This window comes from Azospirillum sp. TSH64 (assembly GCF_003116035.1).
Lineage (GTDB): Bacteria > Pseudomonadota > Alphaproteobacteria > Azospirillales > Azospirillaceae > Azospirillum.
Window position 1 is genome coordinate 1,675,092 of sequence record NZ_LGQW01000015.1, and the last position, 13,068, is coordinate 1,688,159.

The window sequence follows — 13,068 nt, forward strand, 5'->3', positions numbered from 1 at the left end:
TCGTTCGATTGTATGGATATTTGCCGAAACACAGTTTCGCAAATCGGTATTTGGCAAGCATCGTCCGGCAACGGGGCGGTTGCCGGCGGAATGGTCGAGGGCGTACCATCGGTCTCTCGAACCGATTCCAGGAGTCCGCCGGCGTGGCGTCCCCGCATCGGCCGACCGTCAGCACCCGCAGTTACGACGGGCATGAACGGCGGCACGCGCATGACCATCACCAGATCGTGCTGCCCATCGCCGGCACCCTCGACATGGAAGTCGGCGGCGCCTGCGGCCGGGTGGGAGACGGGCGCGGGGTGCTGGTGGCCGACGGCGTGCCGCACAGCTTCCGCAGCGGCGGTGCCAACCGCTTTGTCGTGCTGGATGTACCGGCCGCTGGGCTGGTGCCGGAGGCGGCGGTGCGCGCCTGCAATGCCTTCTTCGCCATCGACGGGGCGCTGGATGGGCTCGTGCGCTATCTCGCGGCGGAGGCGGCCGACCGGCCGCTCGACCCGGTGCTGGCCCATCACTCGGCGGGACTGCTGCTGCGCGCCCTGGAGGCGCGCCAACCGCCACCCGTATCGCCCGCCGTATCAACAAAGGATCCCATCGACCGCGCCCTGGCCCTGATGGCGGAGCGCTGCGGCGAAGCGCTGACGGTGGCGGAGCTGGCCGAGGCGGCCGGTCTGGCGCCCAGCCGGTTCCATGAACGCTTCCGCGCCCGCACCGGCAGCACACCGGCCCGCCTGCTGGCCGAATTGCGGCTGGACCGGGCGGAGGCGCTGCTGCGGGACGGTCGCCTGCCGCTGGCGGAGGTGGCGTTGGCGGTGGGATTCTCCGACCAGAGCGCCCTGACCCGCAGCCTGCGGCGGCGGCGCGGCACCACGCCAGGGGCGGTGCGACGGTCTAGATAGCGCGGGCCGCTTCGACGATCACCGCGGCCACCGCATCGGGACGCGACAGGTGGGGGGCATGGCCGCTTTCGATTTCGACCGTCCGGGCGCCGATGCGCGAGGCGGTGGCGCGCAGGAAGTCCGGCGGCAGCATGCGGTCCTGGCTGGCGACGACATACCAGGCGGGTTTGGTCTTCCAGGCGGCGGCGCTGACCTTGCTGGCGAAGCAGGCCGCCGCGACCGGCCCCTGGGTGGCGGCCAGCAGGGCGACCTCCTCCGCCGGCAGGTCCTGGGCGAAATTGCGGGCCATGCCCTCCGGCGTCAGGGTCAGGAAGCGGCCCTTGTCCACCGACACGCCCGACAGGCCGGCCGACGGCGGGAAGGGCTTCAGCGTGTCGTTCGGCGATTGCCCGACGTCGGGAGCGAAGGCGGCGACATAGACGAGGGACTTCACCCGCTCCTGCTCGCCGATCTGGGTGATGACCGCCCCGCCCCAGGAATGGCCGACCAGCACCACCGGCCCCCTGGTCCGGTCGATGGCGCGCTGGACATGGGCGACATCGTCGTCGAGCGAAACCAGCGGGTTCTGCACCGCGACCGCCGCGAAGCCTTCCGCTTGCAAGCGGGCGATCACCCGGCCCCAGGAGGAACCGTCGGCGAAGGCGCCATGGACGAGGATGATGGTCGGATTGGAACTCATGGAAAGGCTCCCACAGGCGGTCGGACCCGCCAGTCAGAGCATGGCGGAAGCCGGGCCGTCCAGAGCGGGCGAGGCGCTTTTCCTCAATGCGGAAAAGGGCTTGGCCGTTATTCCGCCGGCTGGCGGGCCGACCGCCGGCCGAAGGTGGCGACGCGGTAGACGTACCAGAGGGCGATCCCGGCGGCGACGATGTTGGACACCGGGTTCACCCAGTTGGCTATCTGCTGGTAGCGGTCCTCCAGCAGATAGCCGGCGCTTGCCAGGAAGGTCGTCCAGATCGCGGTGCCCAGCGTGGTGTAGAGCAGGAACGGCACCAGCGCCATGTTCGACACCCCGGCGGGGATGGAGATCAGCGTGCGCACCGCCGGGATCATCCGGCCGATCAGCACCGCCCGGCCGCCATGCTCGCGGAAATGGGCGGCGGCCTCGTCCACCTCCTCCGGTGCGATGGTCAGCCAGCGGCCATGGCGTGCCGCCCACTGTTTCAGCCGGCGGCTGCCGACCCAGCGGCCGATCCCGTACCAGAACAGCGCCCCCAGCACCGCACCCACGGTGCCCGAAACGATGATCATCGGCAGACCAAGGTCGCCCCTTGCGGCGGTGAAGCCGGCCAGCGGCAGGATCAGCTCCGATGGAATGGGGGGAAACAGGTTCTCCGCGAACATCAGCAGAGCGACGCCGAGATAGCCCGTCTGCTCCACCATACCGACAATCCAATCGAACACGGTCTTCTCCTCGCGCCTGCCGACCCGCCACCCACCGCCGGAGCAACACCGCGACGGGGCGATTGGTTGCATGGAAGGGCTCGCACCGGCTGCCGGCCCTGCTTATGTTTGCAGATGCAACGATTGGATGGACGGAGAAAGTGCCAATGGCGGCGATCAAGCTCGACCGGCATGAGAAGGGGATCCTGGCGGCCCTGCAGGAGAATGCCCGCCTGACCATGCAGGAACTGGGCGACACGGTCGGGCTGTCGGCCTCCCCCTGCTGGCGCCGGGTGCGGTCGATGGAGGAGATCGGCGTCATCCGCCGCTACACGGTGCAGCTCGACCCGCGCAAGCTGGGGCTCGGCGAATGCGTCTTCGCCCATGTCACGCTGGAGCGCCACAAGGAGAATGCGGTCGACCAGTTCGAGACCGCCATCGCCGGCATGCCGGAGGTGCTGGAATGTTTCGCGGTCACCGGCGACGCCGACTATCTGCTGCGCATCGTCGTGCCGACCACTGAGGATTACGGCCGCTTCCTCAGCGAGCGCATCTTCTCCATCCCCGCGGTGTCGCACGTCAAATCGAGCGTCACCCTGAAGGAGGTGAAGTTCGAGACCCGGCTGCCGCTGGACCATCTGGAGTGAGCAGCCAACTTTCTTGAACGGCATCAATGAAAAAGCCCCCGCTCCGGTGGAGCGGGGGCTTTTTCACATCACAACGACCGATGAGAGATCAGGCCATCTCGACGCGCTGAGCCTCGGGACCCTTGGCGCCCTGGCGGATGGTGACGCGGACCTGCGCACCGTCGTCCAGGCCGTTGATGCCCGACCGCTCCAGCGCACGGATGTGCACGAAGATGTCCTTGCCGCCGGTCGACGGGGCGATGAAGCCGAAGCCCTTCGACACGTTGAACCACTTCACCGTGCCGTCGACGACTTCGCCGCCGTCCGAATCGCCGTAGCTGTCGTAACCGCCGCGGCTGCCGCCGCCGTAGCTGTTGCCGCCGCCGTAGCCGCCGTCGTTGCCCCAGCTGTCACGCTCGCGCGGGGCGCGCGACGGACGGCTCGGAGCGGCGGTCGAGGTGTCGACCGCGTGGATGGTGGCGACCTGCGGGCCCTTCGGGCCGCGCGACAGGTCACAGGTGATGGTGGCGCCTTCGGGCAGGCTGTCGTGTCCGCAGAACTGCAGAACCGTGGAGTGCAGGAAAGCGTCGGGCGACCCATCGTCGGGGGTGACGAAGCCGAAGCCCTTGGTGGCGTTGAACCACTTGACGGTGGCGCGGATGTCGCGCTGGGTGATTTCAGGAGCGCGGAAGGAAGAGCGCTGCGGACGGTCGAACATCAGTTATCGTCTCATCTGTCGTGTTAAACCCCATCCCGGCAAAAACCAAAGAAGGGACACCCGGAACAGGGCAGGCGAAGGATGATCGGTTCCGACCCATAATTCAATCGGGATTGCGCATTTTCACCATCCGCGCACAACAAAAACTCCGCCGCCGCCTGACGGGCAGGCGGGGCGGGGCGCTTCGGCGGTTTTTTGTGCAGATGCAGCGTGACGATTCAGCCGCGACTCAAGAGCCGAACCGGTCAGGCGCCGTGGCACTTCTTGTATTTCTTGCCGCTGCCGCAGGGGCAGGGGTCGTTGCGGCCGACCTTGGGGCCGCTGCGCGGACGGGCGCCAAGCTGGCCGTCCACATAGTACCAGCGGCCGTCCGTATGGGTGAAGCGGCTGGTCTCGTGGTGGGTCATCGGCTTGCCGTTCATGCTGAAACGGGCGACGAACTCGACGATCCCCTCGCTGTCGCCGGGCTGGCCGTCCTCGGTCGAACGGATCTCCACACCGGTCCACACGCTGTTCTTAGCCCAGGTCTCGATCTCTTCACGGTTGAAGTCGTCGCGGGTGCTGGGCAGCAGCGTGTCGTGCAGATAGTCGATGTTGCCGGTGGCGAAGGCGGAATAGCGCGAGCGCATCAGCGCCTCGGCCGTCGGGGCGGGCATGCCGGCCAGATAGGGTCCGCAGCAGGCGTCCAGCGGCTTGCCGGAACGGCAGGGGCATTCGGCGGCGGTCTGGGTCGTGTCGGTCATGGCCTGCTCTCGGGTGATGGCGGGGCGGGTGATGGATGCTGTCCGGCTTCGCGGGGCGCATCCATAGCGCAGCCGTGCGCCGCTTCTCAAGAGGCTGGTTGGCGCAAAAGGCCGCAATCTGCGGCACGATCGGCGGTGGCCTTGCGCGCGGACTCCGCCGCCGCTATCAAGCGGCCCCATTCCAACCGACGTTCCACTGCTGCCCGGAAGGCTGCCCGCTCCCATGCCTGCCAAAGCGCCCCGCAAAGCCGCCATCCCCCGGCAACGCCCGGACCTGTCGCTGGAGGCCGGCTTCGGTCCCGGACGCCGCGTCTGCGGCATCGACGAGGTCGGGCGCGGCCCGCTCTGCGGCCCGGTGGTCGCCGCCGCCGTGGTGCTGCCGCCCGAAGGGCTGCCGCCGGAGATCGCCGCCCTGATCGACGACAGCAAGGCGGTCAACCGGCGCCTGCGCGAGGAGATCGAACCGGCGATCCGCGCGCATGCGCTGGCCTTCGCCATCGCCGAGGCGTCGGCCGCCGAGATCGACGAACTGAACATCCACAAGGCGACGCTGCTGGCGATGAAGCGGGCCTATCTGGCGCTGCCCGGCCCGGCCCCCGACGCGGCGCTGGTGGACGGCAAATTCACCCCCGACATCGCGTGCGAGCGGGTGGCGGTCGTCAAGGGCGACAGCCGCAGCCAGTCCATCGCCGCCGCGTCTATTCTCGCCAAAGTGGCGCGCGACAGCGAGATGTTGCGGTTGTCGGTCCAGTATCCACACTATGGATGGGACCGAAACGCCGGCTATCCGACACCGGAGCATCTGGATGCGCTGACCCGCCACGGTGTCACGCCGCATCACCGAGTCAGTTTTGCACCAGTGAAACGCCAAAGGGCACTGAGCGGCTGAGCCGTCGTCACTTGGCAAAGAAAGCTGTTGACGGCGACTCGGTCGAGACTCATTGTCCGGCCGAGTCCCAGTTCTTTGCCGGTCGTGAAATGCTCCCTGAAAACCGTATCCTGGTCGGCGATTGCATCGCTCTCATGAACGATCTGCCGCCCGCTTCGGTCGATCTCATCTTCGCCGATCCGCCCTACAACTTGCAGTTGGGGGGTGAGTTGCTGCGGCCGAACCACACCCGCGTCGCCGGGGTGGATGACGAGTGGGACAAGTTCGACGATTTCGAAGCCTATGACCGCTTCACCCAGGACTGGATGGCGGCCGCCCGCCGCATCCTGAAGCCGGAAGGCTCGCTGTGGGTGATCGGCAGCTATCACAACATCTTCCGGGTCGGCGCCACGCTGCAGAATCTGGGATTCTGGATTCTGAACGACATCGTCTGGCGCAAGACCAATCCGATGCCGAACTTCCGGGGAACCCGTTTCGCCAACGCCCATGAGACGATGATCTGGGCGGCCCGCGACAAGGATGCGCGCTACCGCTTCAATTACGACGCGATGAAGAGCCTCAACGAGGATCTTCAGATGCGCAGCGACTGGCTGCTGCCGATCTGCAACGGCGGCGAACGGCTGCGCGACGAGGACGGCAAGAAGACCCACCCGACGCAGAAGCCGGAATCGCTGCTGTACCGGGTGATCCTGTCCTCCTCCCGCCCCGGCGACGTGGTGCTGGATCCCTTCTTCGGCACCGGCACCACCGGGGCTGTCGCCAAGCGGTTGGGCCGCAAGTGGATCGGGCTGGAGCGCGACGACACCTATGTCAAGGCGGCCCAGGCCCGGATCGACGCGGTGGAGGAGGCGCCGGAGGCGGCGATCCTCGACACCCCGCCGAAGCGCGCCGCACCGCGCATTCCCTTCGGCTGGGTGGTGGAGCGCGGGCTGCTGCGCCCCGGCTCGACCCTGTTCGACCACCGCCGCCGCGTCGCCGCCCGCGTGCGCGCCGACGGCACACTGATCGGCTCCGGCCCGCGCGGCGACCATCGCGGCTCGATCCATCAGGTGGGGGCGGCGATGGCCGGCCTGCCGGCCTGCAACGGCTGGACCTTCTGGCATTACGAGGAGGGCGAGGATCTGCGCCCGATCGACGTGCTGCGCGAGCGCATCCGCTCGGAAATGCACTGAGTCCATCCCAGACCTGTCCGTCCGGCATAGGCGCCGGCCGGGACGGTTGCTTGGCAGCGGTGGCGTTGCCGTGTTAGGGCTGTCGGCCATGAACAAGCTCTTCGCCACCGTCACCGCCCCGGTGCCGCGTTCGGCCCCGGCGACGCTGTCCACCCGTTGTTTCGTGCGCGATCTGGTGATGGACGCGTTGATCGGCGTCTATGCCCATGAACGGCTGAAACCCCAGCGCATCCGCCTGAACCTGGATCTCGACGTGATCGCCCCCGGCGTCACCGGCGAGGACATGGCGACCATCGTCAAGGGCGTGGTCACCCAGGGCCACGTCACGCTGGTGGAAACGCTGGCCGAACGCATCGCCGAGCGCTGCCTCGCCGACGCGCGGGTGACGGTGGCCAAGGTCCGGGTGGAAAAGCTGGACGTGTTCCCCGACGCCGCCAGCGTCGGCGTCGAGATCGAGCGCGCCCGCGGATAACGGGGCGTGGGGGTGAGGGCAGGGTGAGCCCTCACCGAATTCTTCTTACCGCCAGACTTTTCTTACCGCCGCAACGGCACCGCCCGCTTGACCAGCCGGCGGTCCATGTCGGCTGCCGCCACCGTCGGCTCGCCCAGGCTGCGCATGACGAAGGCGAAGGTGTCCATCACCCGGTCCAGCACGATCTCGTTGTCGTCCGGGCGGCGGCTGACCGACACCACGGCATAGCCGGCGGCACGCGCCACCGCCGGTTCGCCGCGCAGGCCGCGCACGCCCCAGCCGGCCAGCGCGTCCTTGCAGCGGAACAGTTCCGCGGCGAAACCGCCGGCGGACTGGGTGCGGCCGACCACATAGGCGGCGGCGACCGCCAGCGGCGCCAGCAGCCCGTCCCAGTCCAGGCAATCCTCCCGCCCGACCCACACCCCGCCGACCGAGCAGGCGGCGGCGCCGACCGCCTCGCCCAGCCCGGCGCGGAAGGCGCGCAGCGACTCCACCGCGTCGGCCGCCGGCATCGGCTCCACCCGGCGCCCCTCCGGCATGAGCATCAGCCGGCCCGCCCATTCCGACGAGGGCGGCAGCTGTTCGGTCAGGCGCGCGAGCAGCGCCTCGCGGGCGGCGGCGAAGGGGACGACCTCGGACATCGGGGCCTGCGGCAATGGTGGGGAGAGGAGGCGAGAAAAAGCCTGAGATGCTCCGGACTGTCAAGAGCGAGCCTGTGCGCCGGCAACCCATGGCTGCGGCGCGGCTGGAATGTCACAGGCGACGGGCGTGGAAACCGCCTTTTTCCGGAAAAATGAAGAGCTTTGCATTTTTCCGCTTGCCAGCTTTCGCCAGCGGCCATATAAGGCGGGCCTCCGTTCCCGGTTAGCTCAGTTGGTAGAGCAGCGGACTGTTAATCCGCTTGTCGCTGGTTCGAGTCCAGCACCGGGAGCCATAGCGCGGGTGTAGCTCAGTTGGTTAGAGCGCCGGCCTGTCACGCCGGAGGCCGCGGGTTCAAGTCCCGTCACTCGCGCCACTTTCTTTTTCAAATTCGGCGTCAATCGCCAGTATGCTCCAAGGACTCGCAAATTGCGGGTCCTTTTTCGCATGCATATTGTCTTTCCTTTCCCCTATTTTAAAAACGTGGTATTACCAGGGTCTAACGCGGGGGCTGGCTTGTCCTTCCGCGTGGTGAAAAGCGATTCAAAGCGCTTTCCTTGCCCACGGTCTCGGCATATATTCCGGCCCGTCTGATGGGCTAATCCAAGGCATGGCTGCCACGGCTTTGCGCTTCCGCCGATTTCCCGGCCGGAACGGCGCCCGTGGTCGTGGGCTTATGGGAGGAACGCGGTGTCGACTCCGCTGATCATTGAGTATCTTCCGATCCTGGTGTTTCTGCTGATCGGCATCGCGCTGGCCGCGGTGATGGTTGGGGCATCCTACGTCATCAGCCCGAAGAACCCGGACGCCGAGAAGGTCTCCCCCTACGAATGCGGCTTCGAGCCGTTCGAGGACGCGCGCACCAAGTTCGACGTGCGGTTCTACCTGGTCTCGATCCTGTTCATCATCTTCGACCTTGAAGTCGCCTTCCTGTTCCCGTGGGCGGTCGCCCTCGGTGACATCGGGCTGTTCGGCTTCTGGTCGATGATGCTGTTCCTGGGCATCCTGACCATCGGCTTCATTTATGAGTGGAAGAAAGGAGCTCTGGAATGGGAGTAGAGGTCGCCAAGCCGCTGGCGCCGATTCCGCCCGGACCGGAACAGGACGCCTACATCCGCGCGGTCTCCGACGAGATCCAGGACAAGGGCTTCGTGCTGGCGAAGTACGAGGATCTGCTGGCCTGGGCCCGGACCGGTTCGCTGTGGCCGATGACCTTCGGCCTGGCCTGCTGCGCGGTGGAGATGATCCACGCCTATATGAGCCGGTACGACCTGGATCGCTTCGGCGTCATTCCGCGTCCCAGCCCGCGCCAGTCCGACTGCATGATCGTCGCCGGCACCCTGACCAACAAGATGGCCCCGGCGCTCCGCAAGGTCTACGACCAGATGCCGGAGCCGCGCTGGGTCATCTCGATGGGGTCCTGCGCCAACGGCGGCGGCTACTACCACTATTCCTACGCGGTGGTGCGTGGCTGCGACCGGATCGTGCCGGTGGACATCTATGTGCCCGGCTGCCCGCCGACGGCGGAGGCGCTGATTTACGGCATCCTCCAGCTCCAGAAGAAGATCAAGCGCGGCAATCGCATCGCCCGCTGACCACGGCGTACCGTCCCGCCTCCGGCCTCCGGAGGCGGGACGAACGACAAGCGCGCTGAAGACAAGTAGGAAGGCAGGGTCCCACCCATGTCCGAACAGGCGTTGAAGGAACTCGGGGACGTCATCGCCGCCAAGATCGGCGGCGACGTCCTCAAGGTCGAGGTGAAGCTCGGCGAACTGATGGTGACGGTCGAGCGGCCGGCCATCCTGGCGGTGCTGACCGCGCTGCGCGACGACCCGGACACCCGGTTCGAGCAGCTGACCGATATCACCGCGGTCGATTACCCCGACCGCGCGGAGCGGTTCGAGGTCGTCTACCAGCTGCTCAGCTATACCCACAACCGGCGCATGCGCGTGAAGCTGGCCACCGACGAGGACACTCCGGTCCCGTCGGCCGTTTCCGTCTTCAGCGCCGCGAACTGGTTCGAGCGCGAGGCGTGGGATCTGTTCGGCGTCTTCTTCGAGAACCATCCGGACCTGCGCCGCATCCTCACCGACTACGGGTTCGAGGGGCACCCCTTCCGCAAGGACTTCCCGCTGACCGGCTACGTCGAAGCCCGCTACGACGAGGACCAGAAGCGCGTGATCTATGAGCCGGTCCGTCTGACCCAGGATTTCCGCGCCTTCGACTTCCTCAGCCCGTGGGAAGGCATGACCAACGTCATGCTGCCCGGCGATGAAAAGGCGGCCCTCCAGGACGGGAGCAAGAAGCCGTGAGCATGACCGTTTCGACCGACTCGGCGACCGGCGTCGTCTCGACGGGTCCGAACGGGGCGATCAGCGCCTCCGGTCCGGAGACCAAGACGCAGATCAAGCCCTACACGATGAATTTCGGGCCGCAGCATCCGGCCGCCCACGGCGTGCTCCGTCTGGTGATGGAGCTGAACGGCGAGGTGGTGGAGCGTTGCGATCCGCACATCGGCCTGCTGCATCGCGGCACCGAGAAGCTGATCGAGTACAAGACCTACATCCAGGCCGTGCCGTATTTCGACCGCCTGGACTATGTCAGCCCGATGTGCATGGAGCACGCCTATGTGCTCGGCATCGAGAACCTGCTGCAGATCAAGGCGCCGCTGCGCGCCCAGTACATCCGCGTGCTGTTCTCGGAAATCACGCGCATCCTGAACCACATCCTGTCGATCACGACGGGTGCGCTCGACGTCGGCGCGATCACCCCGGCGCTGTGGGGCTTCGAGGAACGCGAAATCCTCATGGAGTTCTACGAGCGTGTGTCGGGTGCCCGCCTGCACGCCAACTATTTCCGGCCGGGCGGCGTCGCCTGGGACATTCCGGACGGGCTGCTGGACGACATCTGGGCCTTCACCGAGCGTTTTCCGAAGTTCATGGACGACCTCGAGAGCCTGCTGACCGAGAACCGCATCTTCAAGCAGCGCACGGTCGACATCGGCATCGTCACCAAGGAGCAGGCGCTCGACTGGGCCTTCACCGGTCCGATGCTGCGCGGCTCCGGCGTCGCCTGGGATCTGCGCAAGTCGCAGCCCTACGAGGTCTATGACCGCATGGAGTTCGACGTCCCGGTCGGCCTGACCGGTGACTGCTGGGCGCGTTATCTGGTCCGCATGGAGGAGATGAAGCAGTCGCTGCGCATCATCCGCCAGTGCTGCAAGGAGATGCCGGCCGGTCCGTACAAGATCGAGGACCGCAAGGTGTCCCCGCCGCCGCGCGGCGAGATGAAGCGCTCGATGGAAGCGCTGATCCACCACTTCAAGCTCTTCACCGAGGGCTTCCACGTTCCCGCCGGCGAGACCTACACCGCCATCGAGGCGCCCAAGGGCGAGTTCGGCGTGTATCTGGTGTCCGACGGCACCAACAAGCCCTACCGCTGCAAGATCCGCGCGCCGGGCTTCGCCCATCTTCAGGGCCTGGACTTCATGTCGAAGGGTCACATGCTGGCCGACGCCGTCGCCAACATCGCCTCGATGGACATCGTTTTCGGAGAAATCGATCGATGAGCGCGCCCGCTTCCGATCACGGCCACGCCGAGCCGACCAGCTTCACCTTCAGCCAGGAAAACCTGGAGCTGGCGAAGCGCATCATCGCCAAGTACCCGCAGGGCAAGCAGGCCAGTGCCTGCATGCCGTTGCTGGACGTGGCACAGCGCCAGAACGGCGGCTGGCTGCCGCGCGTCGCCATGGACGCCGTGGCCGACCTGCTGGGCATGCCGCGCATCCGCGTGTACGAGGTCGCGACCTTCTACACGATGTACAACAAGAACCCGGTCGGCCGGCACCACATCCAGGTCTGCACCACCACCCCCTGCTGGCTGCGCGGGTCGGACGACATCGTCCACACCTGCAAGAAGAAGCTCGGCATCGAGGTGGGCGAGACCACGGCCGACGGCCAGTTCACGCTGGGCGAGGTCGAGTGCTCGGGCGCCTGCGTCAACGCGCCGGTTGTGCAGATCGGTGACGATTACTACGAAGACGTGGCCCCGGAGCATATGGAGCGCATCCTCGACGCGCTGGCGCGCGGCGAGACGCCGAAGCCCGGCTCGCAGACCGGTCGTCAGTCCTCGGAGCCGGTCGGCGGCCCGACGACGCTGAAGGCCTTTACCACCGCGCAAGCGGACGCCACCACCGCGCAAGCGGACGATTGAGGGGGAGGGGACAGCGATGCTTCGCGATGAGGACCGCATCTTCACCAACCTCTACGGCTACCAGGACTTCGGTCTTGACGGAGCCCGCAAGCGCGGTGACTGGGACAACACGGCATCCTTCCTGGCCAATGGCCGGGACTGGATCATCGAGCAGGTGAAGGAATCGGGGCTGCGCGGCCGTGGCGGCGCCGGCTTCTCGACCGGCATGAAGTGGTCCTTCATGCCGAAGAACGTGACCGACAAGCCCGTCTATCTCGTCATCAACGCCGACGAGGGCGAGCCCGGCACCTGCAAGGACCGCGACATCCTGCGCCACGATCCGCACAAGCTGATCGAAGGCTGCCTGATCGCCGGTTTCGCCATCGGTGCCAGCGCCTGCTACATCTACATCCGCGGCGAGTTCTACAACGAGGGCTCCAACGTCCAGCGCGCCATCGACGAGGCGTATGCGGCGGGGCTGATCGGCAAGAACGCCTGCGGCACCGGCTACGATTACGACGTCTACATCCACCGCGGTGCCGGCGCCTACATCTGCGGCGAGGAAACCGCGCTCATCGAGTCGATCGAGGGCAAGAAGGGGCAGCCGCGCAACAAGCCGCCGTTCCCCGCCCAGGCCGGACTCTATTCCTGCCCGACCACGGTGAACAACGTCGAATCCATCGCCGTCGTTCCGACCATCCTGCGGCGCGGCGCCTCCTGGTTCGCCGGCCTCGGCCGTCCGAAGAACTCGGGCACCAAGCTCTTCTGCATCTCCGGGCACGTCAACAAGCCGTGCAACGTGGAAGAGGAGATGGGCATCCCGCTGAAGGAGCTGATCGAGAAGCATGCCGGCGGCGTGCGCGGCGGCTGGGACAACCTGCTGGGCATCATCCCAGGCGGCTCTTCGGTCCCGGTCCTGCCCAAGTCGATCTGCGACACCGTCCTGATGGACTTCGACTCCTTGCGCGAAGTTCAGTCGGGCCTCGGCACCGCCGCGGTGATCGTGATGGACAAGTCCACCGACATCGTGAAGGCCATCGCCCGCCTGTCGTCCTTCTATGCGCATGAGTCCTGCGGCCAGTGCACGCCCTGCCGCGAAGGCACCGGCTGGATGAGCCGCGTCATGCAGCGCATGGTCACCGGCAACGCGCGCATGGAAGAGATCGACATGCTGCTGCAGGTCACCAAGCAGGTCGAAGGCCACACCATCTGCGCGCTCGGCGACGCTGCCGCCTGGCCGATCCAGGGCCTGTTCCGCCACTTCCGTCCGGAAGTGGAGCGGCGCATCCAGGCCTACCGCAACAGCGCCCCGCTGGCGGCCGAGTAAGGAGTTCCCGTT

16 protein-coding genes and 2 tRNA genes are annotated in these 13,068 nt (G+C 66.9%); 13 read left to right on the forward strand and 5 right to left on the reverse strand.

Going from position 1 to position 13,068, the window contains the following annotated elements; translation table 11 throughout:
* Positions 1-143 precede the first annotated feature (143 nt).
* Positions 144-896, forward strand: a complete 753-nt coding sequence (locus TSH64_RS09195) for an AraC family transcriptional regulator (RefSeq protein ID WP_109096487.1) — start codon at positions 144-146, stop codon at positions 894-896.
* On the opposite strand, the gene TSH64_RS09200 is transcribed toward TSH64_RS09195, so the two are convergent.
* On the reverse strand, positions 889-1,575 hold the full coding sequence (locus TSH64_RS09200) for an alpha/beta hydrolase (RefSeq protein WP_109096488.1): 687 nt from the start codon (positions 1,573-1,575) through the stop codon (positions 889-891). The two genes, TSH64_RS09195 and TSH64_RS09200, sit on opposite strands and share 8 nt — an antisense overlap.
* Positions 1,576-1,682: 107 nt before the next feature.
* A complete protein-coding gene (locus tag TSH64_RS09205) occupies positions 1,683-2,300 on the reverse strand; it encodes a DedA family protein (protein WP_247872828.1) in 618 nt (205 codons plus the stop codon).
* 146 nt (positions 2,301-2,446) lie between these two features.
* On the opposite strand from TSH64_RS09205, the gene TSH64_RS09210 reads away from it, so the two are divergent.
* Complete coding sequence (locus tag TSH64_RS09210; protein WP_109048989.1) at positions 2,447-2,926, forward strand: Lrp/AsnC family transcriptional regulator; 480 nt, start codon at positions 2,447-2,449, stop codon at positions 2,924-2,926.
* 88 nt (positions 2,927-3,014) lie between these two features.
* Here the strand turns inward: TSH64_RS09210 and TSH64_RS36590 are convergent, their stop codons facing one another.
* Together TSH64_RS36590 and TSH64_RS09220 are read right to left on the reverse strand one after the other, a co-directional pair.
* Positions 3,015-3,623, reverse strand: coding sequence for a cold shock domain-containing protein (locus TSH64_RS36590; RefSeq protein WP_109096490.1), 609 nt, complete (start codon positions 3,621-3,623; stop codon positions 3,015-3,017).
* A 245-nt stretch (positions 3,624-3,868) separates the two neighbouring features.
* Positions 3,869-4,366, reverse strand: coding sequence for a YchJ family protein (locus TSH64_RS09220; RefSeq protein WP_109096491.1), 498 nt, complete (start codon positions 4,364-4,366; stop codon positions 3,869-3,871).
* Positions 4,367-4,589: 223 nt separating this feature from the next.
* On the opposite strand from TSH64_RS09220, the gene TSH64_RS09225 reads away from it, so the two are divergent.
* From TSH64_RS09225 to TSH64_RS09235, 3 genes are all read left to right on the forward strand, one after another.
* Positions 4,590-5,255: a ribonuclease HII gene (locus tag TSH64_RS09225; protein ID WP_109096492.1), complete on the forward strand. Its 666-nt coding sequence runs from the start codon at positions 4,590-4,592 to the stop codon at positions 5,253-5,255.
* Between the two features lie 89 nt (positions 5,256-5,344).
* Positions 5,345-6,427 carry a DNA methyltransferase gene (locus tag TSH64_RS09230; RefSeq protein WP_098736160.1) on the forward strand — a complete coding sequence of 361 codons (1,083 nt, stop codon included), beginning with the start codon at positions 5,345-5,347 and terminating at the stop codon, positions 6,425-6,427.
* Between the two features lie 88 nt (positions 6,428-6,515).
* On the forward strand, positions 6,516-6,899 hold the full coding sequence (locus tag TSH64_RS09235; protein WP_109048991.1) for a dihydroneopterin aldolase: 384 nt from the start codon (positions 6,516-6,518) through the stop codon (positions 6,897-6,899).
* Positions 6,900-6,961: 62 nt separating this feature from the next.
* Here the strand turns inward: TSH64_RS09235 and TSH64_RS09240 are convergent, their stop codons facing one another.
* On the reverse strand, positions 6,962-7,540 hold the full coding sequence (locus TSH64_RS09240; RefSeq protein WP_098736158.1) for a hypothetical protein: 579 nt from the start codon (positions 7,538-7,540) through the stop codon (positions 6,962-6,964).
* A gap of 217 nt (positions 7,541-7,757) precedes the next feature.
* Here TSH64_RS09240 and TSH64_RS09245 point away from each other — a divergent pair.
* From TSH64_RS09245 to nuoF, 8 genes are all read left to right on the forward strand, one after another.
* Positions 7,758-7,833 (forward strand) — tRNA-Asn (locus TSH64_RS09245).
* A gap of 4 nt (positions 7,834-7,837) precedes the next feature.
* Positions 7,838-7,914 (forward strand) — tRNA-Asp (locus TSH64_RS09250).
* Positions 7,915-8,228: 314 nt separating this feature from the next.
* On the forward strand, positions 8,229-8,597 hold the full coding sequence (locus tag TSH64_RS09255; protein WP_045580751.1) for an NADH-quinone oxidoreductase subunit A: 369 nt from the start codon (positions 8,229-8,231) through the stop codon (positions 8,595-8,597).
* Positions 8,588-9,133, forward strand: coding sequence for an NADH-quinone oxidoreductase subunit B (locus tag TSH64_RS09260; RefSeq protein WP_174470176.1), 546 nt, complete (start codon positions 8,588-8,590; stop codon positions 9,131-9,133). The genes TSH64_RS09255 and TSH64_RS09260 overlap by 10 nt, the downstream gene beginning before the upstream one ends.
* 87 nt (positions 9,134-9,220) lie before the next feature.
* Positions 9,221-9,850, forward strand: coding sequence for an NADH-quinone oxidoreductase subunit C (locus TSH64_RS09265; RefSeq protein WP_109096493.1), 630 nt, complete (start codon positions 9,221-9,223; stop codon positions 9,848-9,850).
* A gap of 107 nt (positions 9,851-9,957) precedes the next feature.
* The gene (locus TSH64_RS09270) at positions 9,958-11,106 is read left to right on the forward strand and encodes an NADH-quinone oxidoreductase subunit D (protein ID WP_244560922.1); all 1,149 of its coding nucleotides are present in this window, start codon (positions 9,958-9,960) and stop codon (positions 11,104-11,106) included.
* Positions 11,103-11,750, forward strand: a complete 648-nt coding sequence (nuoE, locus tag TSH64_RS09275; protein WP_109096494.1) for an NADH-quinone oxidoreductase subunit NuoE — start codon at positions 11,103-11,105, stop codon at positions 11,748-11,750. Before TSH64_RS09270 ends, nuoE begins: the two co-directional genes overlap by 4 nt.
* A 16-nt stretch (positions 11,751-11,766) precedes the next feature.
* Positions 11,767-13,056 (forward strand): NADH-quinone oxidoreductase subunit NuoF, encoded by a 1,290-nt coding sequence (gene nuoF / locus TSH64_RS09280; RefSeq protein WP_109052068.1) that lies wholly within the window; start codon positions 11,767-11,769, stop codon positions 13,054-13,056.
* The last annotated feature ends 12 nt before the right edge of the window (positions 13,057-13,068 follow it).

Excerpts from the sequence above, each read along its gene's own strand:
- TSH64_RS09240 (WP_098736158.1), bottom strand. The coding sequence starts at position 7,540 with ATGTCCGAGGTCGTCCCCTTCGCCGCCGCCCGCGAGGCGCTGCTCGCG.
- TSH64_RS09260 (WP_174470176.1), top strand. The coding sequence starts at position 8,588 with ATGGGAGTAGAGGTCGCCAAGCCGCTGGCGCCGATTCCGCCCGGACCG.
- TSH64_RS09225 (WP_109096492.1), top strand. The coding sequence starts at position 4,590 with ATGCCTGCCAAAGCGCCCCGCAAAGCCGCCATCCCCCGGCAACGCCCG.
- TSH64_RS09230 (WP_098736160.1), top strand. The coding sequence starts at position 5,345 with ATGCTCCCTGAAAACCGTATCCTGGTCGGCGATTGCATCGCTCTCATG.
- TSH64_RS09220 (WP_109096491.1), bottom strand. The coding sequence starts at position 4,366 with ATGACCGACACGACCCAGACCGCCGCCGAATGCCCCTGCCGTTCCGGC.
- nuoE (WP_109096494.1), top strand. The coding sequence starts at position 11,103 with ATGAGCGCGCCCGCTTCCGATCACGGCCACGCCGAGCCGACCAGCTTC.
- TSH64_RS36590 (WP_109096490.1), bottom strand. The coding sequence starts at position 3,623 with ATGTTCGACCGTCCGCAGCGCTCTTCCTTCCGCGCTCCTGAAATCACC.
- TSH64_RS09210 (WP_109048989.1), top strand. The coding sequence starts at position 2,447 with ATGGCGGCGATCAAGCTCGACCGGCATGAGAAGGGGATCCTGGCGGCC.
- TSH64_RS09270 (WP_244560922.1), top strand. The coding sequence starts at position 9,958 with ATGAATTTCGGGCCGCAGCATCCGGCCGCCCACGGCGTGCTCCGTCTG.
- nuoF (WP_109052068.1), top strand. The coding sequence starts at position 11,767 with ATGCTTCGCGATGAGGACCGCATCTTCACCAACCTCTACGGCTACCAG.
- TSH64_RS09235 (WP_109048991.1), top strand. The coding sequence starts at position 6,516 with ATGAACAAGCTCTTCGCCACCGTCACCGCCCCGGTGCCGCGTTCGGCC.
- TSH64_RS09265 (WP_109096493.1), top strand. The coding sequence starts at position 9,221 with ATGTCCGAACAGGCGTTGAAGGAACTCGGGGACGTCATCGCCGCCAAG.
- TSH64_RS09200 (WP_109096488.1), bottom strand. The coding sequence starts at position 1,575 with ATGAGTTCCAATCCGACCATCATCCTCGTCCATGGCGCCTTCGCCGAC.